Here is a 25,423-nt window from a genome sequence, read left to right as displayed (position 1 = left end):
ATACACAATCATAAAGCATAGTAGATATTAAATATAAGACTACAACTGAAAAACCACCACCATTTTTAAGAAATTTAAAAATCATTACACTTCCCATATACCTCTATAATTTTCTGATTATAAATATTATTATCTATACTTCCCGGATCAAGATTTTTTTCATCCTCAGAGAAATTATATTTGTAATTTTTCTGTAAATCATTATATACACACTCACATATTTCTTCTCCAAACTCACCTGAATTTATACAACCACTAATAAAATCATTTTTATTATTTACAATTATCGCAGGATTTATACCACAAGATACAATAAAAAAAACAACAAAAAGAATACATAATTTGTATTTTATAATATTCATTTACTTATCAACTCCATGCTTTTCAACCTGATCACGGCTTTGTTGCACAAAGATTTGAAATACAAAGCCCCCCTAATTGAGCCAAATTTAAGGCGTAACTTGGGTAAGTGGTCGACCTAATTCCGTAAATCTGTTGAGGACTGCTACACGTGCATGAATTTCATTGACTTGGCTATCAAATTTTCTTGCACTGAGTTTATCGCCTAATAACTTGATGCAATGCATCTTAGTTTCAACCAAACTTCGCCGATGATAGCCGGACCATTTTTTCCATAATGTCCTGCCTGAGAAGCACTGCTTCGCAAGATTAACCGTTCGAAGTAATTCATTTCGCGCTAGCGAGCTGATCTTTGTATCTTTCCATGGTTTCGCATTTTTTCTAGGTGGAATCACCGCATGCGCTTGCCGATCTGCTATGACCTGACGGCATTTCTTAGTGTCATAAGCTCCATCGGTATAAACCGAATCAATTCGTTCATCTAAGTGAATTTGAGAAATTAAATCACCGAGCACTTGCGAATCATTCACATTGTTTGTAGTGAGTTGAATGGCACATATTTGCAGGGTTTCAGCATCGATACCAATATGCAGCTTACGCCATTGGCGACGATATTCAGGTCCATGTTTCTTGCGTTTCCATTCGCCCTCACCTAGAAACTTCATGCCTGTAGAGTCTATGAGTAGATGCAGCCCATCGCTACTTTTTTGGTAGCTGATTGCAATATCAATATGCTTTTGTCTTCTACAAAGCGTACTGTAATCTGGTGCGGTCCAATTTAATCCACAAAGTTTAATCAGACTTTGCACAAAGCCAGTGACCATACCTAAAGATAGACGGAATAAGGATTTAATCATTAAGCAGCATTGGATAGCTGCGTCGGAGTAGGTTTGATTTCGCCCTTGTTTGCCTTTTGATGGCGCATACCATTGCGTAGCAGGATCAAACCAAATGGCAATATTTCCGCGACTCATGAGTGCTCGGTTATATGCGGGCCAATTGGTTGTGCGATAGATTTTGTGTGTAGGCTTCTTCATTTGAAAATTATATCGCTGAAAAAGCCTTTACAGATAGGTTTGTGCAACAAAGCCGTTCGTTTATAACAACCTACTTGCAATATTAAAAAAAGCAGAACTAGCACTGAAAATATTTTTTTCATTAGGAATTTATTCACACATATCATCTCCCCATTTATCATAGGAATATAAAACAGCATTCACAGAGTAATCTGTTCGTTTTAATTTCCCACCTTTAAAATCATAAAGTCCACCAGAAGTTGGTATAACAACATTAATTCTATTATTTCTCCCTAAGCAATAAGTATCAACGCCCCGCCCTTTTCCTTTCAATATCCATCCATCTGTTTTTAACAGACTAATTACTTTGTCTATTTGATTAGTTTCTTGGGGTAAATCAAAAGAAGAAATTTGAAATTCTGCTTTACTCAATGAGTTCACAATTTTAAGATTATCACCTAATAAAGCTTTCATTTTTGTTTCAAATGGATACTTATCTGAAGGCTGCTCATATATTCTATTAGAACAACCTATTTGAATTAATAAGGAAGAAATTAATATAATTTTCAAAAAATCATTCACACAAATCATCCCCCCACTTATAGTAACGATACAAAACCGTATTAACATTATAGTTAGTTATTTTTAACTCCCCACCTTTATAATCTTTAATTTCTCCAAAAATTGGATTAACTATATTAATTTTATTATTTGGACCTAAACAATATGTATCAACTCCCTGCCCTTGCCCTTTTAACACCCATCCATCTTTATCTAAATACCTGACTATTTTATCTAATTTCCTAGAGTCTTTAGTAAATTCAAAATAAGAAACTTGTGCTTCATATTTATTTATAGAATCTATAATTTCAAGATTATTCCCTAATAATACTTTCATTTTTTCTTCAAATGGATATTTATTAGAAGGTTGCTCATGTACTCCATTAGAACAACCTAATTGAATTAATAAGGAAGAAATTAATATAATTTTCCAAAAATCATTCACACAAATCCTCGCCCCATTTATTATAACTATAAGATATAGCATCAGAATTATAATCAGTTATATTTAGTTTACCTCCTTGATAATCATAAACACCAATTGCAGTAGGGCTAACAATATTAATACTATTATTAGCTCCTAAACAATATGTATCTACCCCTTGTCCATGCCCCTTTAATACCCAACCATCTTTTTCCAATTGATTAATTACTTTTTTCAATTTATTGGGATCTTTTTCAAATCTAAAAGAAGAAATTTGAACTTCTGCTTTACGCAACGAGTTTACAATTTTAAGATTATCGCCTAACAATGCTTTCATTTTTACTTCAAATGGATACTTATCTGAAGGCTGTGGATAAATGCCTCCCCCTCCACCGCAACCAGTGAATGTGAAAAGCATAAAAGCTGCTAAACTCAATTTATTTAATTTCATATTTAGTCCTTAATCGCTCCCGTAATGGTTCTACCTTGTGCTTCAACCCCATATCCAAAATTAAAATCTGCACCGGGTGTACCAATACCAACTTCTAAACCTTTCATTGTATCTGAAGTAAAATATGCTTTTACCTTATCACTAATAGAACTTGAACCTGTATCAAGTGGAAGTACGACACCTGCTCTTACTCCCCAAATTCCACCACTAGCACTTCCTGCTAATCCTGTTAAAAACTGATCTGTACTATTAGCAGATGATCTTTCAGCAGGCTTATTAAATATATAACCTGCCATACAGCTTGCTGAAAATTTACCTTTTAACTTAGAAAGATCAGAAGCACCTAATTTTCGACTACCATCAATTACCGAAATCGCGTTACGACCGATTGCTTTCGCTCCTTTTGCATCTGGCGTTGAAGCAGCCCCTACTTGAAAGACTTTACCATTATGTAAGTTCGTGATCTCTGCATACGCAAATGGACCTACACCACCTGAACAATAAACATAGTCAAATAAAGGAGCAGCTTGAAGCCTACACGTTTCACCTGTTTTTAACCAACAGTCATAATTGCGATAAGCTTCATACTCTAAATTGGATGCAGCTTGCGGACTTAAACCTATGAATTGTCCACCATAAGTCGGATATAAACCAAGTGCATCCACCCATAAAGTAGGGTTCAATACGTAGGCATGATGGTTTAAACCTGCATATAAATCGATTGGGTCTTTAGTTATATATCTCGCACTATGTGGTTCATAATAACGATAGCGGTTATAGTGCAATCCTGTTTCCTGATCATAATATTGCCCTTGAAAACGTAAATTATTTTGTTCAAATGGATTATCTTGATTTACTGCTTTAATTTCTAATGCCGTTCCCCACGTGTCTTGGAGAATTTCCCATACACATTCACCGCGGGCATTGGTCATGGTTTGTGGAGTTCCGACCTGATCACAATGATAAAATGTGATTTGCTCTACATCAGTACGCTTTTTGCGAGTATTACTATTCCATACTGGGTCTTTATAAATAGAATAAGGCTTTGTTTGATACTCCTGATAATCAGGAGTTTCTATGAGTTGAATGAAATCCTTATAACCTGTTTGTAATAAGGGAGTGAAGCTATCAGGTTCATAAATATAGTGCTTTGTATAACTTATCTGTGCAGATTTGACAGACTCCCATATCATTAAATCTCCATCCCAACCAAATAATGTTAATTCATTGGATGTTTTTTTATAGAGTCGGCGGCCAAAGACATCGTAACCATATTCTGTAACTAGACCATTATTATCACTTCGAATAAGTCTATTTTGATTATCCCAAGTCATCTTAAGGTTTTTACCAGCCTGAATAATCTCTGTCACATTACCTTGAGCGTCATATTGGTAGTGTTTACCTTTATAACTTTTAATAAGGTTATTTTTAATTTGTGTTGAACTTAATATCGAATCAGAATCTATCAAGTTTCCTGCTGGGTCAAAGCTAAAGTTCTCAGTTTTATGTAAATTTTGAGCTGCAATTAAACGCCCAATAGGATCGTATTGATAACTAAACTTACCCAAACGACTATCTTCAACCTGACTAAGCAAATAGTTTTGATCGTAGTGATATTTTCTATATGCTTGGTATTGTAAATAGTCTTGGGTTTCTTGCTCAGGTTGAATGAACTGAGAACTCAGTAATCCTACATCAGTATATTGTTTGGTTTGAATGAGCCCATTTGCCAATAGTCGTGTTGTCTCTCTATGTAAATCGTCACGCTGAAATGAAGCAACTTCCTGGTTATTTAAACCAATTGCATAAATATGCCCTGAACCATAAACAAGATGATTCAATGTTTGTCCATCAGGTCGAATTGTTTTAATTAAATTTCCAAGCTCATCATACTCATAGCTTAATACTGCTGTGATCGGTTTAAGACCTGGAATTTTATAATGTTGGTGTTCTCTCACCAATTGTCCAAGTGCATTGTGATAGAAATCAATTTGGCTGACCTCATTACTGACTCGGCTCAGTTGGCTATTCAGGTTATAGTCAAATTGTTCCGTTTGTTTCTGCCCTGTATGTAAATGGGTAAAGCTTTTCGATGCAATTTTCCCATCTGTATAGTAACTAAATTGGGTCAGAATATTTGGTTTTCGGATTTGAAATAATCGCCCACTTTCATTATAGATATAGTGTTTTTCTTCTCCATCAAAGGCCTGTTCACGTACCAAATATCCATACGGGTTGTATTCAAACAAGTATTCTGCTTGATTCTGATTAATCAACTTTTGGATGCGACCTTGTTTGTCCCATTGATAAGTTATGCTATGTCGATTGGCATCAATACGCTGCTCTAACAAGCCAACTTGATTGTACTGATACTGTGTTACTAAGCCCTTTGTATTAGTATGCTTAAGCAAACGTCCTTCTTCATCATATTTAAAGTGTTCTTTTAACCCATCAGGATAAATGATTGTTTCTAGCTGATCTTTATTTTTACTATTGTAGATAAATTGTACTTTCTGTATATCAGCATTATTTTGAGAAAGTAATTTTCCATTTTTATCATATTCCCAGTAACTAATTTTTTCTGAGCAATCACTATATGAAGTCATTTGCCCTAATTCATTATATTGAATTCTTTTAATACCACCTTTCGCATCAATGACTTCAACCAGTTGATTATCATTGTTATATTTATACTGTGTAATCTGACCTAAAGGGTTGATCTCTTTACTAACATTACCTTGAGTATCATATTCACGTTTCCAAATATTACCTTCAGCATCTTTAATTTCAATTGGCATATTATTTTTATCATATGCAAAACGAATTATCCCCCCATTTGGCTGAACAATTTTAACAAGTTGATCTTGATCATTATATTCTTGTTGAGTCTCTCGCGCATCAAAATCGATTTGCCGAGTAATACGCTTTTTCCTATCACGGCTATACCATGACTCACGTCCATCCGCTAATCGAGTTCGATAAGTAAACCCATCAAGATCGAAATAATAGTAAGTTGGAACGTCATAAGCATCATAAACCGCCACTTGGCGTAAGCGCGGATGCCATTTTAGTTTGGTATGGAAACTGCCATCATCTGCCCATTCTTCTGTCGCTTTAGCTTTGGCTTCAGTTGACTCATATCGAATATTTTGTCCACGCCCTGTACGGTCTGTATAACGCATTAGTTGATGAAATTGGTTATATTCGTAAGTTCTTATATAGCCATTTTGATCAATAGCTTTAATTAAATTTCCTTGAGTATCATATTCATAACGTGCTAATGGTTCAGCTTTATCATCTAGAAAAACAGCAATAATTTTAACTTGCTCATTAAAAGCAAATTTCAACTGATACTCTGCTTGTTTTAGTTTAAAATTGATAGCCTTTAAATATGCCAGATGATCTAAGAGAAGATACTCTAGAAAAATTTCCTCTTGAGAGGTCACATTCGTTTTTTTGACTAAATAATAATTCCTCCCTTCATCAAAGCTTTGGAAATGAGAGTGCCATTCACCTCCAAAATCCAAAATCAATTCTCCATTTTTAAGGGGCTGAATAATCCATCCCTCATAGGGAACTTCATAAGTTTCAAATGTAATGGAAGCTGGCAGTTGGTGCTTTCGTCCTTTACTATCAATAAATAGATAACCTTTGGCAGTTTGTTGAATCATATTGGAAAATGGCATCATCCAACGTGCACCAATCATACTTTGATCAAACTCATCCATTTGTGAGTTATATTGGCGTATAAAAGAAAAACCTATTTTCGGTAAATAGAAGTCCGCATGTTGGACCCGTTCAGCACCAATTGAGTAACTAATACTTTTTATAGTCTGTGAGTCTGCTCCATCGCAGGGTGGAGCATTTAACGCATCAGCCTGTAAAGTTAAAAACTCTAAAGTATCGCCCGTCGTATGCTGCTCATGCTCGCCAATTTGATTAATCGGCACACTGGCATTGGCTTTGTTACCTTGAGTTTTAATGGCTTTTAAGGTTTCTTGAATTAGCCATGCCAAACTGTATTTTAGACCTGCGTTAGCTTGACGTTGAATTTCATTTGGAAATGAACTCAATGCCTGAGTTGCTTGAGTTTGTAGCAGCGTGCCTGTTTGTTCTTTCCTTATTTTAGGTAGCATATTAGCAAGTGCGCTGGTTTTACTTAAATCAATCAGCGGTTTTGCCCAATTGCTAAATTGTTCTGCCGGATCTCGTTTTTCAGCACTTGCACCAAAGCTAATAGTCGGTGAAACCAGCCCCGACTGAATAGGTGCTGCAAAAGTGTTTAATATTGATGTTCCTAAATTTGTCGCACCTGAAAGCAGGCTAGGTAGTTTGGCCTGTGTTTCAGTCAGAAACTTTTCTAAATCTCCTGCCATTTGTGCATTTAAATGCAAAGACATGCGATGGATATCAGCTTCTTTGATCTTACCATTTTGCGGATATAAGCATTCAGCCATGAGTCCCAGTAAAGGACGTAAAGCCATACGTACATGAGCTTCAGCTTTAGGTTCTAAATACAAACCTATCAGGTTCATACTCAGCACTGCTATTTTTTGTACAGCGGCATCACCTTGTTCTGGATCGGTTGCAAATAATAGTAAGTCCAACACCGCACCTGAAAGTGCAAAAATATTGGCTACAGTAGGGACATTTGCTTTGGCTTTTAACTGCTCTAAACTTGTATTACCACACGCTTTTAAATAATCCTGAATTTGATGTGCAATAAACTTATGATCTTCAGTATGCGTCACACTCTCTAAATTGAAAATTGCCAGTTCTACCGCTGGCTTATTTGTCGGTTGTTGTTCTTGTTGAACATTTTGCTCAGTTGTCATGTAAAAACCTATTACTCAAATTCTAAATATTTAAAACTGTGTTTGACGCTAGCTTTAGCAAACGCTAACCATTGTTCTTTTTCGGTCGTGTAGTTTCGCTATAAGTGAGATAAGGGCTTGAATATTGCTTCCTATCTACCCAATCATCGTCACTAGCAAGGACTGGTATCGCTTGTGCTGGTGCCGCTTCTGCTACTTTTATTTCAGGCACTTTAGGCACCGCGACTGGTGCAGCTGTCACATTCGCGGGCGTTGCAGAGCCTTCTCGAATGGTTTCTGTATAGGTCAATGCGCGTGTGGAATAAGAAATTTTACGGCCCACAATGTCCTTATCAATGGTTGCTTGTGAGTTCTGAACTGCGGCAGCAGTTGACCCAGAAACGATGCCGTTACTCATTCCACTTCCACCTAATACGCTTGATAAGCCTTGTGCACCCTGACCCAAACTTGCCATTTGTGAAGCAGAAAGCCCCAAGTTGAGTTTCGATGAAATTGCAGATAGTGCAGAGTTGGTGACTTGGTCTTTAAATTGATTTAACGCTTGTCCACCAACATCTTTTAATGCATTTTTTCCTATATTTTTTAAAGAATCTGCATTTAAATTAAAGAGATTATCTTTTAACTGTGATGTTAAATTTTGCCCCAACGAACCCAATGTATTTTGTAAAAAGTCCGAAGCGCCTGGTACCACTTTTTCCGCCCAATCATAGTTGCGATTAAAGTGACTAGACTGATCCCACGCACTGCGTGGATCTTTATCAAACTCCACTTTCGCGGGTCCCGGTGCAATGCCTGTAACTTGTGCAAAGCCATTGCCATCGAGTTTCCCTGAAACTTGTTTACCTAAAGCATCAATCACTTTAAATCCAGTTCCGCTAAAGAAATCTTGACCACCATAGCTCTTAAGCAGTTCTAAGGCCCCTTTCATCGGATTAGAAGCAGGAAGTTGTGCAGACTTACTAGCACTCGATCCTGGTTTAAATAGATGCTGCCCTGCATTTACTTCAAATTTACCGCCTGTCTTAGCAAAAATTCCCGAGCCATTTAAAGTAATTTGGGAAGATGCACCCGTAATCACGATTTCTTTGGGACTAGTGATTTCAATTTTATCTTCAGTCGAAGAAATGGTGATACCTTGCTTCGCCAAGATATCCAATGCATCTGACTGTGCCTGAATTTCGACTTTACTTTGTGCTGCAATGGCTTTAATGCCACCTTGCGCTGCAAATAAACTGACTTTACCTAGCGCCTGACCGACAATATTTTTTTGGGTACTCAGGTTAATACTATCGCCAGCAACCTGATTAATCATACCGGTTGCTGAAAGGTGAATATCTTCCGGTGTACTCAGCGCAATACCATCGACCGAATTGAGTAAAAGTATGGCTTTTTTAAATTTCGCAATATCTTTTTCAATTTCACTCGCAAAGGCTTTAAGCTGCTCAACTAATTCTATTTCATCGGTTTTTTGGTTTTTAGCAATATCACTCAATGCCTTAGCATTGGTTTGGCTACCTTCAAGTTGTTTCTTGGCAATCTCCGCATCTAGGTGTTCACCTTCGGCCCCATCTTGTTTATAAGTCGACACCAACAAACCTTGTCCAGCTCGTACTGCCCCCCATTGATCGGTCCGCAGCTCAAAACCTTCACCCCGACTTTCACTCTCAGCCTTTTCTTTAGGATGACTTAAATGACCTAAATTCAGTTGTGTTGCACCATGACTACTTTGCAACTGCGTACTAATTTGTCCCGTGGTGTCATCAAAGCGTAATTGACCAAATCCCTCTCCCGCCACTTCTTTAGAACGAATTCCCGCGAGTTTTTTGGTATCTGGTAATTGTCCTTTATTGTCAAATTTAGTGGGACTACGCTGCGCTTCATGAATACGACCCACGACAAAAGGTCGGTCAATGTTTCCATCAAAGAAATCAACGACAACTATTTCACCAATTCGAGGTAAGAAGCGTGCGCCATAACCTTCGCCGGCCCAAGGCGTCAGTACATCAACCCAAGCCGAGTCTGTGTCATTATTATTCGCACCTGCACCGCCATCATGACCATGATCATCGGAACGGGTAAATAGGAAACGGACTTTTATCCGTCCCCATTCATCCACATGGATTTCTTCACCGGCAGGACCCACAACTTTGGCACGCTGTGGATGTGTTACTGGTCGATGTGTAAGTGGATTAAATTCAGGAACGGTCGTAATATTTCGACGTTGCAAAGCCAAGGTATTGGCTTGGCGTTCATCCGCATCGCTTTGTTTGACTTGCCACTGACTTTGATGGATTAACTGTGTAACTTGATCGGACAAATCTTTGGGTAAATTATTTTGGTTATAAAAAGACTTAGATAAAATCAAAAATTCTTGATCGGCACCACGATGCTGGTCAATCTCTGGATGCTCATCCAATTTGAACCAATAACCAACTTGTGTATCACGCACGGTACTTTTAGCAATAAATTGTTTGGCTTGAGCCGCATAATAATCACTAAAATTTTGATTGAGACGTTCAACTTGAGCACTATTAGAGGCAGTTGCAGCATCTTCACCATTCAGATCTTGTATCCATGCAGGGCTCACATGCCATGCCTGCTCTAAGCTTAAGCTCGCATTATCTTGATTTTGACTATGTAGATGCTTGCTTTGTACTGCACCACCACCCTCGTCCTGTTCAAGCACATCCGCCTGCCACCGCTGCACATGTACCGACGTCGGCTGCAGACTGCGCTGACCGATAAAACTGGTCATACTGTCATTTTTTTCAGTCGCACTACTGCGATGAAAACGGATATTACGTCGCTCCAAAGCTTGATATTGACTATTATCATCAATCAAACGTAGCTTTTGGGCTGCTATGGGTGTCGCAGACGATGTTACAAAAGATTGAGCTTCATCAACCAACCAATGAATGCCTTCACTGCGTAATAAGCGGGTAATAAAATCATAGTCGGTTTCATTACTTTGCATCATGAATGGTCGAACGTCATACTCTTTTTTTAAGCCACTTAAGTCCAAACTTAAGCTCGCTGCAAAAAGTGGGCTCTTTTTTTGCCATTCCTTAAAAATAATCTCGACCACATCTTTGACCGATTTATTCATAAACACGCGGCTATTACGACGCTTATGCCACAATGCCGTTGCATCTTCTAAGGTCAACTTATATAGCGTTAATGCACCATCACTTTGGCCTTGAAATGCTTCTGTAATGATCCCGGTAATACGAAAAAGTTGACCCGCATCGGTTACCTGATCGATTGCGACTTGTGTACCAATAAATTGTTTGAGTTCTAAGGTGGCAGAAGTTGAGAGACAGATGAGCTGAACATTCAAACCTTCACTTAAGGCATGTTCCCCATCAATACGTTGCAAGAATACTTGTTCATTCAGCGTGGTATTGGAAAATTGAATGTGCAAAGCACGTTTTTGTGGACTAATGCCCAATTTTTCAATTGCAGAATATATATTGTTCAGCATCGTTATTATCTAAAATCAGATTTTTATAAAATATGCGGGGTATTTAATCAAAAAAACTCATATTTTTCTAGGCATAAACTGCCTGCTTTGTTGGGTTTTATGTAAGTAAAAATTCAAATTTCCACATTAATTCTTTATGTTATTTTTACTCTATTTATTTCTGCATTAAAAAAATATAGAGACCATCAAACTAAACTTCAGGTCTCTTCATACCACCTTACTGCTTTGCATCGCGATTAATTGGTATTTAAAAATGCGTGAATATTCTCCAATTGTTCTTGTGCTTCGACATAGCCTTGCAAGGCCGCTTTTTCCAAATATTGCTGTGCAATTTTAAAATCACGCTCTACGCCCATGCCATGAATATATAGATAAGCCAACTTTCCAAAATATGTTAAAAGGCTAAGTGGATTTCATCGAACTCAGGTTTATACAAAGTGTAGTGTAATCTGGTGCTGTCCAATCTAGACCGCATAGTTTAATCAGGCTTTGAACAGAGCCAGTGACCATGCGTAAAGACAGACGAAATAGGAATTTAATCATTAAGCAGCATTGGATTGCTGCATCAGAATAGGTTTGATTTCACCCGTGTTTATCAATGGACGGAGCAACCATTGGATCGCTGCATCAAACCAAATTGATATATTTCCTCGATTGATCAAGGCTTTATTGTAGGTGGACAATTGGTTGTACGATAGATTTTTGGTGTGAGCTTATGAGTATTATATTACTGAATAAGCCCTTAGAGGTAGGTTTGTGCAACAAAGTCCAATTAGATTAAGTTAGGTTTAATAAGTTTAATATATTTCTTTAAATGCTATGTCCAGTGCGTCATCAACAGATTTATCTTGTTGTACAACAATTTGTCTAACTTTTCTTAGCTTCAGTCAGATATAAGACACGCCCATCTTCCTGCATGACACGGGTATGTTCTAAATAATACAGAATTGCTCTTTTTGAATGTAGAATCGCTTTTAGATCAGATGGATTAAGTTATTCCATTTATTTTCTCCTTTTGAATATTTAATCAAAAAAATTGCATAAAGAAGTTAGTAATTTAGCAATACGACAAGTTATGACGTTTAAAATGATTGCTTATAGTGCAAATTAAATGATTTTAAATCAGAGTAGGAAATTTAATATATATCTACTATAATAAATAAATATAGCCAAAATAGAAACTAATATTTTATTTTAATACATATATGAATCAATATTGCACACTTCAAATTTTTCAAAATAACGAATGGCAAGATTGCGCTATCGTTGAATTAATTGCTAGTCAAGAGCAAGGCTGGAGAGCATCTACACGAACGTCATACTTATTTGAATATGCTATTGAACATATGGATTTAAGGGATGGTCATGCTCTATCATTCCAATTTCCAGTCAATGTACAAAACAACTTAGAAAACCAATGGCCAGCATTTCTCATGGACTTGCTACCTCAAGGTTATGGGCGAAAGGAGCTTTTAAATCAGCTGGGTTTTTCAATTAATGCAGAAGAACAAGCTGATTGGCCCCTACTGAAATCTGGGGCAGGTAATCCTATTGGTAATCTACGAATTAAAGAAGCTTATGACTGGCTTCAAGATCATTTTCCGACAGTGAAACCTCGTGGATTTAGCCTAAGCGAAATAATTGAAAGGAAAGAAGATTTCATTGAGTCACTTGCATCATATGGCTTATTTGTTGCTGGTTCTTCAGGTGTTCAAGGTGAATGGCCTAAACTATTACTAACACAAGGATATGATGGTCTATTTTATTTAGATCACAGTCTTCCAGATGAACTAGCAGCAAAGCATTGGCTAGTTAAATTTAGTCGTGGAAATGATCAAAAACTGGAAAAAATACTGTTACATGAAGCAATTTACATGAAAATAGCTCGGTATTTAGGTCTAAGAGTGTTCAAGGACTTGGAACTTCACCAGAGAACGCTATTTATTCCACGTTTTGATCGCCAAATTATCAATGGTAAAGTCGAAAGAGTTGCACAAGAAAGCCTAGCCTCTTTAAGTGGTATAGCTGGCTTCGGCGTTAAAATGACACATAATCAAATCTGTACATTGATCATGGAATGTTGCTCATCACCAAAAGCTGAAATTTTTGAATATTTGAAACGAGATATCGCTAATGTTGCATTAGGAAATAAAGACAATCATACCCGTAATACCGCAATTCAACGTTTAAATGACGGCACAATTCAATTAACACCCCTCTTCGATTTTGCACCAATGTGGCTTCATCCTGACGGAATTGCACGTACTACACGTTGGGAAAAAGATGACCATGGAGTAATGCCTATATGGGGATCTGTCATAACGCAAATAGAAGAATGTACAGGAATAGATTCAACTGAAATTAAACATACAATGATTCAACAATTGCCACTGTATGAAAATTTGCTCGATGAAATGAAAAAAATAAATATAGATGATGAGATTTTACAAAATAGTCATCATCGTATATTGAATATATGCCAACAGATTCAGGAGCTTTCTAATGGATAAACGTTATAAGCCTATGACGGCAATCGAGCAAATGAATAAACGCTTACAAGTATTAGAAAATATAAATAACAATCCTGAGTGGCAAATTTACCAGATTGCATCATACATTAGAAAAGAACTACATTTAACATTAAATGAAATGAGTAAAATTACTAAAATAGCACCACAGACTTTACAGAAAATGGAGCAACCTGATAGTAATCCAACATTAGATTCTATAAATAAGTTGTTAAATGCATTTGGTTTAAAATTTATTATTAAATCAAAATAGTTTAATTTAAATTACCTATAAACTAGATTTTGATTTATTTTCTAAATAGTCACCCCACCACTGCATCATATCAGCTCTTTGTTGAATATAATCTGCATGGTTATAACTAGCACGTGTTTTATTCTTATCTACATGTGAAAGCTGAGCCTCAATCCAACTATCTTGAAATAAGCCAGAATCATTTAAAATAGTACTGAATGTTGATCTTAAACCGTGTGAGGATAGCTCATTTGTTTTGTATCCCATCTTACGAATGGCTGAATTTATTGTGTTAAAATGCAATGGCTTATCTTTAATTTTTGGGCTGGCAAAAACATAACGATCGCCTTGTGACCACTCTAGTGCAGATCTAACAATGCTCACCGCTTGCGATGATAACGGGACTAAAAAATCTGGAATATCATAACCTGCTATCACTTTTCGACGATATTGCTTGATATGTAAAGCAGGTATTTTCCAAATTTTGTTGTCAAAATCAAAATGATGAGGTTCTGCAGACAATAACTCTGCCCCCCTGACTCCAGTATATAATTTAAATAGGATTGCTTTTTTTATAATTGGATCTGTATTTAGTTGAGTTATTCTAAGAATAAAATTAGAAATTTCTTCATCTTTTAAATAGGGATAATTTTTCTTTAATTTCCCTTTCAATAATATTTTATTGAGACCATAAGCTTGATTATAATCACAGTATCCCATTGCAACTGCAAAATCATAGATTTGATTTAAATAGCTATACGCTTTTTTTACAGGTTCCTTAACTCCCCTATTTTCAATCTGCTTAATTACCTTAACTAAATCAGTTCTTTTAATTTTGCTAAAATCTATATCACCAATAACGGGATAAATGTCATTTATTAAACATGCATTCGCCAATTGGATTACACCACCACGTGGTTGATCTTTAAATGAATTATTTGTTTTAAACTCTAACCATTCTTCACAAACAACTTTAAAAGTTTGAATTTTCTCCTGAACTAAATTTTGTGTAGAAAATTTAGTTGCCTTATAGGAGTCTCTGGCCACTCTAGCCTCTTTGAGATTCATCTCAGGATATGTACCTAGAGTGACTCGTGGTCTTTTACCCGTTTCTGCAACTGAATATCGATAACTCCAAGACTTTTTTCCATTAGGATCGACTTTTAAGCTTAAACCATCATCATCAGCTAAAAAGTAAATTTTTTCTTTTGGATATGACTTTCGTACTTGTGTTTCCGTAAGACTCATAAATTTTTATAAACCAGCATAATGATCCCCATTATCTAAATTATATCAAAAATAAGCATTATTATGTGATGCGTATATTACGCATCACATAAGAATTTATATATATGTTTTTTATGAATATTATTCTGAGTTTATAAGTTGAGTTAACCAAAAAAGTAACCACTGTTAAAATCTGTATTAAGCAACAAAAATTAGTAATAGTTAATCATTACTCTGCAATGGGTTTGTTTTAAAGACCTCGCGACCAAGCCTTTTTTACTCAAACGGGTGTCGGTACTTTAATTGCGGAAGGTAAAGAAGTCCGTAACTTTGGCGGTAAAGACTATATTTTAGAACAGACCATCACCACAGATATTGCCTTGGTTAAAGCCTATAAAGCAGATAAAGCTGGCAATTTAATCTTTAGAAAACTGCGAGAAACTTTAATTCCGAATGTGCAATGGCCGGCAAAATGACGGTGGTTGAAGTTGAGCAGATTGTCGAAATTGGTGAGCTAGATCCAGATGATATCCATTTACCCGGCATCTATGTCAACCGCTTGGTACTCAATACTGCGCCCAATAAACGCATTGAACAAATGACCCTAAAAGTGGAGGCTTAAATCATGGCTTGGACACGTAATGAAATGGCGCAGCGCGCAGTACAAGAGCTTGAAGATGGTTTCTATGTAAATTTAGGAATTGGCCTTCCAACGCTGGTTGCAAATTATATACCTAATGATATGAATGTCTGGCTTCAATCTGAAAATGGCTTATTGGGTATTGGTGAGTTTCCAACGCAAAAAACCGTTGATGCAGATTTAATTAATGCTGGAAAACAAACGGTGACGGCACGTTCAGGTGCTGCCTTTTTTTCCAGTTCTGAATCCTTTGCTATGATTCGCGGCGGTCATGTCAATGTGGCAATTTTAGGAGCGATGGAAGTTTCAGAAAGCGGTGACTTAGCCAACTGGATGATCCCGGGTAAAAAAGTCAAAGGTATGGGCGGTGCAATGGATTTGGTTGCAGGTGTACAAAAAATTGTTGTTCTCATGGAGCACTCAGCAAAAGATGGCAATCCCAAAATTTTAAAACAGTGTACGCTTCCATTAACCGGTAAAGGTGTGGTCAACAGAGTGATCACAGACCTTGGAGTTTTAGATATTACCCCTGCTGGAGTTGAGCTTGTTGAGCTTGCTAAAGATGTAAGTTTGGAACACATTCAGAAAGCGACGGGTGTAGAGTTAATGACAAAAAATATAAAAGTTGCTTAATTCTATAAATATTTTTTTGCAATAAAAAAGCCCACTTTTACAGTGGGCTTTAATGTGTTGACTTAACAACAAATCTTGGTAGGTATATCCAGACTCGAACAGGAGACCTCTACGATGTCAATGTTCTGGAAAAATTGAGAATATCAACAAAAGATTAATTAAAGTGAGATACAAGTTGTCTACAACGTAATTCCAAAAAAACAAATCTCTCATTTGAAAAAGATGAATTTCGTCTGCTCAGGCAAAAGCTTATATTTTTTCCATCATCATTCCCCCAAGTTTTGATGATAGGCATATAGGTATTTACTTCTCAGGAGCCGTTCATGTTCAAAGAAGAGCAGCAAATATTTGCACGAGATGGCGTAGTGATTCTGCGCGGTCTTTTTAAAGATTGGATAGATGTTTTGGAACAAGGCGTTGCCGTCAATGAACAAAACCCAGGTCAATGGTTTCGTGACTATACGCCGGGGCAAACAGAGGGCCGCTTTTGGGCGGACTACTGCAATTGGCAGAGAATTGAGGCTTTTGACCAATTTATTCGTAAGAGCCCCGCGGCCGATATTGTAAAAAACATTATGAATGCGCAAGCGGTACGTATGTTTCATGAGCATGTTTTGGTAAAAGGTACTGGCTCAGCAAAAGTGACACCTTGGCATCATGACGCGCCTTATTACCCTGTAAATGCAAAGCAAACCTTAAGCTTATGGATTCCGCTTGATCCGATTTCACGCGAGTCCAGTATTGAGTTTGTGGCGGGTTCACATCTCTGGGGCAAACACTTTAAAGCTCAGGGCTTTAATGGCGAATATTATGAACATGAAGGCGCTAAAGAAGAGATGCTGCCAGATATTGACGCTCACCGTGAGGACTACAGCATTCTCGGCTGGGAACTGGAACCCGGTGATGCGATTGCCTTTGACTTTCGGACTATACACGGCGCACCAGGCAATAGCTCGAAACAGCATGCACGCCGTGCGGTCTCTTTCCGCTGGTTAGGCGATGATGCCGTTTATGTCGATCGAGGCGGAAAAACCTCTCCACAATATCCGCATTTGATCGACAAATTACAGACAGGCGATGCCCTGCCTGAGGATGAATTTCCGTTCATGGCTTGACCATTAATTTTTAAAGGTCCCTCCTGATACCAATGCTGACCCATTTTCAGCATTGGTTTTTTTTTATGCGCTTATGAACTTGCGAAAAATGTGTAAAAAACTTAAAAATAAATCTCATATATAACAAGATCAGCAAAAACATGAGCTATAACGGCAGCTGCCTATGCGGCGATGTCCAATTTCAGATACTGCAAGACATCCATACCATTTATCATTGCCATTGCAGTTTATGCCGTAAACAAAGCGGTACGGGTGCAAATGCCGCATCACTTATCCACTGCAGCGCTTTTCAATGGCTCCAAGGCCAAGAACAGATTCAAAGCTTTTATAAAGCTTCAGGTTTTACTTCCTGCTTTTGTTCTCATTGTGGCTCTCCACTTCCAAATACTGTACGCAATACCGATTGGATCTGGATTCCACTCGGCCTATTAGATCAAAGCCCTGCCATATCAACCCGATTAAACTTTTGCCTCAGTTCTAAAACTGCATGGCAAATACCCTCTGAAGCAGATCAAAGCTTTGATCACTTGCCGAAAATGAGTGAACTCAATGCATTTTTTAAATGACAGTTGAATCCACAATCAAAAAAGCCCTGAATCATTCAGGGCTTTTAGGTAAGACTGAAACTTTATTCACTAAAATGAATTACGGTACGAATCGATTTTCCTTCGTGCATCAAATCAAAAGCTTCGTTAATTTGTTCCAAGCCCATGGTGTGCGTCACAAATGGTTCGAGCTGAATCTCTCCTTTCATCGCATCTTCTACCATGCCCGGCAGCTGACTGCGGCCTTTTACCCCGCCAAAGGCTGTACCTTTCCACGTGCGTCCCGTCACCAGCTGGAATGGGCGTGTTGAAATTTCCTGCCCTGCTCCTGCTACACCAATAATCACGGACTGTCCCCAGCCACGATGTGCAGACTCAAGCGCCGAACGCATGACATGGGTATTACCGATACATTCAAAGGAATGATCAACTCCCCAGCCTGTCATTTCCACAATCACTTGCTGAATCGGCTGTTCATAATCTTTAGGGTTTAAAAAGTCTGTTGCGCCAAACTCTTCTGCAAGCTTGAACTTTTCAGGGTTGGTATCCACCACAATAATACGGCCTGCTTTGGCTTGGCGCGCACCTTGCACCACTGCCAAACCGATACCGCCTAAACCGAATACCGCAACCGTGTCGCCTTCTTGCACTTTAGCTGTGTTATGCACTGCGCCTATCCCTGTTGTTACCCCGCAGCCCAGCAGACAAACGTGTTCAGGATTCGCTTCAGGGTTAATTTTAGCCAAAGAAACTTCAGCCACAACTGTATATTCAGAAAAGGTTGAACAGCCCATGTAATGGTAAATAGGCTCGCCATTATATGAAAAACGTGTTGTACCGTTTGGCATCACACCCTTACCTTGTGTTGCACGTACCGACACGCACAGGTTAGTTTTACCTGATTTACAGAACAAGCACTCGCCGCATTCAGCTGTATACAATGGAATGACGTGATCACCAGGTTTTAAACTGGTCACGCCCTCACCGACTTCAATCACAATGCCCGCACCCTCATGCCCCAGCACCGCAGGGAAAATACCTTCAGGATCTGAACCTGACAGCGTAAAAGCATCGGTATGGCAAACACCAGTATGGGTAATTTTAACCAAGACTTCTCCTGCCTGCGGCGGAGCAACATCCAGTTCTACAATTTTCAGTGACTGGCCTGGACCAAATGCGACAGCTGCTCGTGATTTCATTTTGTACCCTTCTTTACTGAATGATTTATTGCCCAACCAATGTTTTAAAACTGTTTTTTTGAACAATAAATCAAAATTACAAACTTAAATTTCTTGTGCCTTTTATATGAAAATCACGCTGTGCAAGCAATTCGGTTTTTTTGATGCACTTGTTTTGCTTATATGATTTTCTCTTTTCTTTACCACTATCTATAGTCAATTCATCGAAACAGATGTCTAGGTATGAAACGGAAAAAGTTTCAGCACTGGGCTAAATACAGCGTACTTACACCAGCGTGCATGTAGGAAGGATGAATAATATGAAATTAAATAATTTGACTGTGGATACGGTTGTAGTGGGTGCAGGCCAAGCAGGAGTTGCGATGAGTGAGCATTTAAATGCGCTAGGCATTTCTCACGTCGTTTTGGAAAAAAACCGTATTGCTGAAGCTTGGCGTACACGCCGCTGGGATTCATTAGTCGCAAATGGCCCTTGCTGGCATGACCGCTTTCCAAATATGGAATTTGACGCGGACCCTGACAGCTTTATTCATCATGACCAAGTCGCAGACTATTTCCAAAACTATGCAGAAAAGTTTAACTTGCCGATTCATACCGGTGTTGAAGTATTCAAAGTTTATAAAACCGATCAGCGCCTTGGGTTTACAGTAGAAACCTCCGAAGGCACGATTTATACGCAGCGCTTAGTATCAGCAACAGGCGCATTTCAAAAAGCAGTGATTCCTCCCGTCGCTCTGCAAAAACCTGAGTTTTACCAAATCCATTCAGACCAATACAAAAACCCGCAGCAGCTGCCTGAAGGTGCTGTTTTAGTGATTGGTTCAGGTTCTTCTGGTGTGCAGATTGCAGATGAAATCAACCGTTCTGGTAAAAAAGTTTATCTATCTATCGGTCAACATGAACGTCCGCCGCGTACTTACCGCAACCGTGACAATGTATGGTGGCTAGGCGTACTTGGCGGCTGGGACTTTATGCGTACAGATAAAGGGCCGCTCAAAGGTTTAGCCGTAAGCGGCGCGCATGGCGGTATAAATATTGATTTCCGCGCCTTAGCAAAACAAGGCATTACCCTATTGGGCATGACCGATTCATTTGACGGTCAAAAAATTCAATTCAAAGCTGACCTGAAACAAAACCTTGAATCTGGTGATGCTGCGCTGCATGCCTTTTACGACCAAGCAGATGAATATGTGCGTGCCAATGGCCTCGACCTGCCTGCTGAACCGCAAGCGCGTCAGCTGCTGCCTAACCCAGAATGCGTAACGCAGCCGATTTTAGAGCTGGATATGCAAGCCGCCAACATTACGAGCGTCATTTGGGCTTCAGGCTTCAGTTATGACTTTGACTGGCTGCAAGTCAATGCCTTTGATGAGCAAAAAAAACCGAAACATAAACGAGGCATTTCAGATGAACGCGGGATCTATTTCCTTGGTTTGCCCTATTTGACTGGTCGCGGTTCAAGCTTTATTTGGGGCGTTTGGCATGATGCTAAATACATCGCTGAACACATTGATATTCAACGTAAATACCAAGAATACCAAACCGATAAAAATCTACTCAAAAACACCGCCTAATTTCTACCTTTATGCACACATGAATCTCTCTCCATTTATGTGTGCATTTTTCATTCAATCTCTGTTCAGCTTTGCTCTGACCATTTCAAAATTGAGGATATGATGACCACCATTTTAAAATCAAAAATTACAGATAAGTGTGCATGGATCGGGGCAGAGATTGCCGAAAAAACCGATTGGATCTACCACTTATCACCACATGTATTAAGCATTTTTGATCACAGCCTGCAAGTATTGGCGGCAAAAAACTTAGCTGCGCCCAATTTTGTAAAATCGGATGTCGTCATTCAGGATGACGCTTTTTTAAAGGAAATTGCCTATATTTCTAATGAATTGGAAAACGGCTACGGTTTCATTGTGATTCGCGGTTTAGACCCAGAAAAATACAATGAACTTGAAATGAGCAATATTTACTATTTGATGGGTTTATACATGGGAAACAGCGTGACACAAAATGCACGCGGCGACCTCATTGGTTATGTCGAAAACATAGGTGATAAAAGCAAAAAAATGACCCGTGTTTATGAAACCAACAGCTATTTGCCCTACCATGCGGACTTAAGTGATGTCGTTGGTCTGCTCTCAATTCGTAAAGCTAAAACTGGCGGCCTCAGCAGCATTGTCAGCTCATCTACGGTTTATAACCGTATTTTAGAACAATATCCCGAATACTTAGGCTATTACTATCACCCAGCTTGGTATGACCATTTGGGAGAAACCGAACCTTCACTGAGTCCGATTTTCAGTTATTTTGACGGTAAATTGGCCTGCCGCTACTTACGCTATTATATTGAATTAGGCCATGACCGCAGAAACGTTCCACTGTCCCAAGTACAAATGGATGCCCTGAATATTTTTGATGAAATTAGCCATGATCCAAGCTTAAGGCTCGATATGATGTTAGAACCGGGCGATATTCAGTTCTGTAATAACTACTGTGTCATGCATTCGCGCACTTCATTTGAAGATTATGATGAAGCTGATAAGCGCCGCAAACTTTTACGCCTCTGGCTGCAAATGCCAAATGCGCGCAAGCTTGCGAAAGACTTCCCAGGTCGTAACGGCATACCGAAAGGTTTAGGCGAGGTAGCTTAATTTATAAAACTGAAAAGAGGCGTTGGTCGCCTCTTTTTTATTCCTTCATTTTAGTGTTAACAGCTTTGAAACTATTCTGCATATTCTTCTAATGATGGACCTAAAATCTAACAAATTAATGGCAGTGAATCATATCTAACTTGTCCCATTTAAATTGGTTCTAACTTCCGCATTTCGTATAATCGCCATTATGTTCAATCGATGATAAAAGGCTCGATTCATAGAATTATTCATTTAGAAGTTATAGAGGGTTCATCATAAACCCGTAAAATAAAGTCATTAAAATCAATTAATTGATATATCCCCCTCTGTTTGTAGAAGAAAATATTTACTTCTAAATATTCAGCTTTATAACATTTTGTTCTATCCATTTTTTTTATAAAATTTGGAAATTGCTTTTTAAATGGAAAATAGGGTCTAACGAAGTTCTGGCTCTTTAAACCATCAACTAAAAAATAATAACTATCTATCGAGGTATATGCTCCTGTAGATTTTCTTGAATAAGGCTTATAACCGAGATAACAAATTTCTCCGACTTTAAAGTTTCCTTGTTCATATTGTTTATCTACCATTTTTGATACAAAGATAGAAAATAAAATATTAAAAATTAATAATAATAAAAATAGTAAAAATCCTCCAATTAAAAGCACTCTTCTATGATAAAGATCCATTAAAAATCCCTTTCAAATTAGTTATTTCCCTAAAATAAACATAATACACGTTATAAGAAATCAATTTATTTTATCAATAAATTTCAAAATCTTACACAAATACAAAGAGCACTATTCTACTCAATGGTGCTTTTTCCATGGTTTTTACTGTTATAAGCCTAATTTTAATCAATATTCCACAGTTTTGTGTAATCCCATTCAAAGATAAAGCAAACAAAAGTGTCCAGATAAAATAGTAATCGATATCCAAGTAGTTATTGATATTGCAAACTCTCCCGAAACCATTTTAATTTGCGCAACAAAATTTAATGCAAATTTTCAGATAAAGTCTGATCCCGTACTTCGTGATATGAAGCTTTTCAAATACCTCCTGCTCATTTCTGCTTGTTCGTAATTCATCATCGAACTCAATATTCAGCGATTGAAACAAAATTCACCAAACTTGATACGTAAATTCCACACGTATCCTGAACAGCACTGCAAAAACTAAATTTCAGGCAGATAAAAACACCGTATAAATTGCTTTATACGGTGTGAGTTTAATCGAAAGTATCTGACTTAGAAATTGTAATAGAACTGCAGATTCAACAGTTCATGCGTATCATCATCGCCGCCTTGCGCATACGAGCTACTCGGGCCGCCAATCAGGAAGTCATTTTTACCCATAATATATTCAGCCACAAAGCTCATGTTTTTATAATAAGCCGCTACTCCCAGTAAATTACGCGATGAATCGTCATAACCGTCTTCAGACTTCACATAACTGCTGTACATGGCATACGGCATAACCGCATCCAGTTTGCCTACATTCTTAAACTTATAGCTGACATCTGCGGTATAGAACATCCCCTCATTTGCCACCATAAAATTATCATCAAATGAACCCATTAAAGATGTTTTGGGCGTCAGCGGATCTTTGTTATCCATTTCATTTTTACCCAGTGTTAAGCCAAACCCCAGATTGTTATAGCTCATATTGCCAAATACCGCCCATGCTTGACGGTCACCCGTTTGGCCATTGGTTTTGTTTTCAATATCCGACTGCCAATACGATGCACCAATGTTCCCTTTCATCGGTTCCGGCAGACTTCGGATTTCCTGCTTTACACGGCCAATAAACATATTTTGTTCATCTAAATGTGTCAGGCTTGAATCTTCAGGTTTAACGAAGTTTGTAGTGTAACGGCTGGCATCTTCTGAATAAGGGCCGCTGTAGCTGCCGCCATCTCCAGTAAAGTAAGCCAATTCCACTTGCGTGCCTGTATCAAACTTGCCTTGGTATTTCAGCCCGACATTATGTACGTCTTCTAAGCCAATCTGTGTAATGACACCGCCATAATAGTTGCTTTCCCAAAAGCGCCCCGGCCCAAACGGCACAGGCTGCAAACCTGCTTGAATCAAATGACTGTCGTTAATGTTATAACCTACATAAGCATCGACCAATGTGGAAAAATCGCACAGCTTATTATATTGATAGCAGCGATACTCTAAATGACCAAAAATTTTCGGTGAAGTATAGTCCAAGTTGATACGCGCTGCATCGAAGGTCAACTTATGATCATTTTCCGTCCAGCTTTTGTCTTGGTATTTCACTCTTAAAAAACCTGAGAGTTTTAATTCCCCTAAGTCAGTTTTTGGATCCCCAATGGATAAATCTGCAGCTATAGCAGGTGTAGCCGCACACCCCAACAGCAACAATGAAACACAATAATTTAAAGCTTTCTTTTGCATTATTTAAATCTCTATACCTGTTGTTAAGTCAAGTGTGTACTGCGGGCTTTTTTGCAAAAGCCCCTGCAGCGCTTCGCTTTAAACGAAGCTAGGAAAATAGGAGAATGAAAATAGAGGATCGATCTATGCCTATTTCGGCATGTATTTCGCAATTTCTTCAGCGCTAGGCGCTTGCAAGTTGTACTTCACCAGCAGCTTGTCAAATTCACCAGACTGTTTCATGGCATCCAAACCTTGGGTGACTTTTTCCAGCATGGCTGTATCTCCCTTACGGATCGCAATACCGCCTAGAACTGGGAAAAATTGCTCTGTCGAACTGATTTGAACACGGCCTTTCAGCTTTTCTGCAGTGCTCATCGCTACACTGGTATCGTCATAATGCGCATCCACTGCTTTAGACAGCAGCGCCTGCACTGACTCAGGCGAGGTATCAAACTCACGTATGGTGATGGCCGCTTTACCCTTCGCTACACAGCTTTCTGCAGACATTTGGCGCAGCTGCTCAGGGAACATTGAGCCTTTTTGCGCAGAAATTGTTTTACCGCATAAATCATCACGGGTTTTCGGCTGATATTCAGAATCCGCCAATGCGAGCAAAGCCTCTGTCGTCATGTAATACGGAACCATATCCACTTTTTCTAAACGCTCTTTGGTGATGTATAAACCTGACATCACTAAATCAAATTTTTTCGCTTCCAAACCCGTAATCAAGTTAGAAAAACGGCTGTCGATAAAATTTGCTTGAGCATTTGAATGTGCAAAGATTTGATTGGCTACATCAATGTCAAAACCAGCAGGTTTGTCATTTTCCATATATTCAAATGGCGGGAATGTCATATCACTGCCTATCTGATAGGTCTGGCCTGCAGCTGCCGCATCAGAAGCCGATGCCGCTGATGATGCCGTATCCGCACTTTTACTGCATGCAGTTAAACCCCAAACCAAACATGCCGCTGCTACTAATGGTTTCACTTTTAACATTACACTCACTGCAATACTCCTTGAGTACTTTATGTACGTTTTAGAACTGTTATACGTGAGATTTTTCGAGATTGTAATTTTGAAATTCCTACGCAATACTCCAAAAAAAGCGATGCAAGCTTTT

General features: G+C 38.4%; 20 protein-coding genes and 2 pseudogenes. 8 read left to right on the top strand and 14 right to left on the bottom strand.

What is annotated here, in order from left to right:
• Positions 1 to 74: 74 nt before the first annotated feature.
• From AC25JC_RS14255 to AC25JC_RS14215, 9 genes and pseudogenes are all read right to left on the bottom strand, one after another.
• Positions 75 to 362: a hypothetical protein gene (locus tag AC25JC_RS14255; protein ID WP_180036276.1), complete on the bottom strand. Its 288-nt coding sequence runs from the start codon at positions 360 to 362 to the stop codon at positions 75 to 77.
• Positions 363 to 449: 87 nt separating this feature from the next.
• Positions 450 to 1,397 carry an IS5 family transposase gene (locus tag AC25JC_RS14250; protein WP_486924283.1) on the bottom strand — a complete coding sequence of 316 codons (948 nt, stop codon included), beginning with the start codon at positions 1,395 to 1,397 and terminating at the stop codon, positions 450 to 452.
• A 129-nt stretch (positions 1,398 to 1,526) separates the two neighbouring features.
• The gene (locus tag AC25JC_RS14245; RefSeq protein WP_486924282.1) at positions 1,527 to 1,967 is read right to left on the bottom strand and encodes a hypothetical protein; all 441 of its coding nucleotides are present in this window, start codon (positions 1,965 to 1,967) and stop codon (positions 1,527 to 1,529) included.
• Entirely contained in the window at positions 1,951 to 2,424 is a 474-nt protein-coding gene (locus tag AC25JC_RS14240; RefSeq protein WP_486924281.1) for a hypothetical protein, read from the bottom strand. Before AC25JC_RS14240 ends, AC25JC_RS14245 begins: the two co-directional genes overlap by 17 nt.
• Positions 2,375 to 2,812 carry a hypothetical protein gene (locus tag AC25JC_RS14235; protein ID WP_486924280.1) on the bottom strand — a complete coding sequence of 146 codons (438 nt, stop codon included), beginning with the start codon at positions 2,810 to 2,812 and terminating at the stop codon, positions 2,375 to 2,377. Before AC25JC_RS14235 ends, AC25JC_RS14240 begins: the two co-directional genes overlap by 50 nt.
• Positions 2,813 to 2,814: 2 nt before the next feature.
• Positions 2,815 to 7,647, bottom strand: a complete 4,833-nt coding sequence (locus AC25JC_RS14230) for an RHS repeat-associated core domain-containing protein (protein ID WP_486924279.1) — start codon at positions 7,645 to 7,647, stop codon at positions 2,815 to 2,817.
• Between the two features lie 64 nt (positions 7,648 to 7,711).
• On the bottom strand, positions 7,712 to 11,128 hold the full coding sequence (locus AC25JC_RS14225; RefSeq protein ID WP_486924278.1) for a type VI secretion system Vgr family protein: 3,417 nt from the start codon (positions 11,126 to 11,128) through the stop codon (positions 7,712 to 7,714).
• Between the two features lie 236 nt (positions 11,129 to 11,364).
• Positions 11,365 to 11,508, bottom strand: coding sequence for a hypothetical protein (locus AC25JC_RS14220; RefSeq protein ID WP_486924277.1), 144 nt, complete (start codon positions 11,506 to 11,508; stop codon positions 11,365 to 11,367).
• A gap of 52 nt (positions 11,509 to 11,560) precedes the next feature.
• A pseudogene (locus tag AC25JC_RS14215) lies at positions 11,561 to 11,828 on the bottom strand (transposase); the annotation flags it as partial.
• Between the two features lie 505 nt (positions 11,829 to 12,333).
• Here AC25JC_RS14215 and AC25JC_RS14210 point away from each other — a divergent pair.
• Together AC25JC_RS14210 and AC25JC_RS14205 are read left to right on the top strand one after the other, a co-directional pair.
• Positions 12,334 to 13,638, top strand: a complete 1,305-nt coding sequence (locus AC25JC_RS14210) for a type II toxin-antitoxin system HipA family toxin (RefSeq protein WP_486924276.1) — start codon at positions 12,334 to 12,336, stop codon at positions 13,636 to 13,638.
• Positions 13,631 to 13,909, top strand: a complete 279-nt coding sequence (locus tag AC25JC_RS14205) for a helix-turn-helix domain-containing protein (RefSeq protein WP_004871362.1) — start codon at positions 13,631 to 13,633, stop codon at positions 13,907 to 13,909. The genes AC25JC_RS14210 and AC25JC_RS14205 overlap by 8 nt, the downstream gene beginning before the upstream one ends.
• A 15-nt stretch (positions 13,910 to 13,924) precedes the next feature.
• On the opposite strand, the gene AC25JC_RS14200 is transcribed toward AC25JC_RS14205, so the two are convergent.
• The gene (locus AC25JC_RS14200; protein ID WP_111886099.1) at positions 13,925 to 15,136 is read right to left on the bottom strand and encodes a tyrosine-type recombinase/integrase; all 1,212 of its coding nucleotides are present in this window, start codon (positions 15,134 to 15,136) and stop codon (positions 13,925 to 13,927) included.
• Between the two features lie 248 nt (positions 15,137 to 15,384).
• On the opposite strand from AC25JC_RS14200, the pseudogene AC25JC_RS14195 reads away from it, so the two are divergent.
• From AC25JC_RS14195 to AC25JC_RS14180, 4 genes and pseudogenes are all read left to right on the top strand, one after another.
• Positions 15,385 to 15,737: pseudogene (locus tag AC25JC_RS14195) on the top strand (CoA transferase subunit A); the annotation flags it as partial.
• A 3-nt stretch (positions 15,738 to 15,740) separates the two neighbouring features.
• Positions 15,741 to 16,388 (top strand): 3-oxoacid CoA-transferase subunit B, encoded by a 648-nt coding sequence (locus tag AC25JC_RS14190; protein ID WP_486924275.1) that lies wholly within the window; start codon positions 15,741 to 15,743, stop codon positions 16,386 to 16,388.
• Between the two features lie 323 nt (positions 16,389 to 16,711).
• Positions 16,712 to 17,503, top strand: a complete 792-nt coding sequence (locus tag AC25JC_RS14185; protein ID WP_180035902.1) for a phytanoyl-CoA dioxygenase family protein — start codon at positions 16,712 to 16,714, stop codon at positions 17,501 to 17,503.
• Positions 17,504 to 17,643: 140 nt separating this feature from the next.
• Positions 17,644 to 18,069, top strand: coding sequence for a GFA family protein (locus AC25JC_RS14180; RefSeq protein WP_180035903.1), 426 nt, complete (start codon positions 17,644 to 17,646; stop codon positions 18,067 to 18,069).
• Positions 18,070 to 18,131: 62 nt separating this feature from the next.
• Here the strand turns inward: AC25JC_RS14180 and AC25JC_RS14175 are convergent, their stop codons facing one another.
• On the bottom strand, positions 18,132 to 19,247 hold the full coding sequence (locus AC25JC_RS14175; protein ID WP_180035904.1) for an S-(hydroxymethyl)glutathione dehydrogenase/class III alcohol dehydrogenase: 1,116 nt from the start codon (positions 19,245 to 19,247) through the stop codon (positions 18,132 to 18,134).
• A gap of 299 nt (positions 19,248 to 19,546) precedes the next feature.
• Here AC25JC_RS14175 and AC25JC_RS14170 point away from each other — a divergent pair, with 299 nt between their 5' ends.
• Positions 19,547 to 20,821 (top strand): flavin-containing monooxygenase, encoded by a 1,275-nt coding sequence (locus AC25JC_RS14170; protein ID WP_249707450.1) that lies wholly within the window; start codon positions 19,547 to 19,549, stop codon positions 20,819 to 20,821.
• A 102-nt stretch (positions 20,822 to 20,923) separates the two neighbouring features.
• Positions 20,924 to 21,916 (top strand): TauD/TfdA family dioxygenase, encoded by a 993-nt coding sequence (locus AC25JC_RS14165; protein WP_180035906.1) that lies wholly within the window; start codon positions 20,924 to 20,926, stop codon positions 21,914 to 21,916.
• 230 nt (positions 21,917 to 22,146) lie between these two features.
• On the opposite strand, the gene AC25JC_RS14160 is transcribed toward AC25JC_RS14165, so the two are convergent.
• The 3 genes from AC25JC_RS14160 to AC25JC_RS14150 form a co-directional block, all read right to left on the bottom strand.
• Positions 22,147 to 22,587, bottom strand: coding sequence for a hypothetical protein (locus tag AC25JC_RS14160; RefSeq protein ID WP_249707454.1), 441 nt, complete (start codon positions 22,585 to 22,587; stop codon positions 22,147 to 22,149).
• Between the two features lie 558 nt (positions 22,588 to 23,145).
• Positions 23,146 to 24,318, bottom strand: coding sequence for a hypothetical protein (locus AC25JC_RS14155; RefSeq protein WP_486924274.1), 1,173 nt, complete (start codon positions 24,316 to 24,318; stop codon positions 23,146 to 23,148).
• A gap of 129 nt (positions 24,319 to 24,447) precedes the next feature.
• Entirely contained in the window at positions 24,448 to 25,299 is an 852-nt protein-coding gene (locus AC25JC_RS14150; RefSeq protein WP_111885197.1) for an ABC transporter substrate-binding protein, read from the bottom strand.
• Positions 25,300 to 25,423: the final 124 nt, after the last annotated feature.

The organism is Acinetobacter sp. P37 (assembly GCF_057480965.1).
Note: the sequence above shows the minus strand (reverse complement) of the source record. Positions and strands in the feature narration are given on the sequence as shown.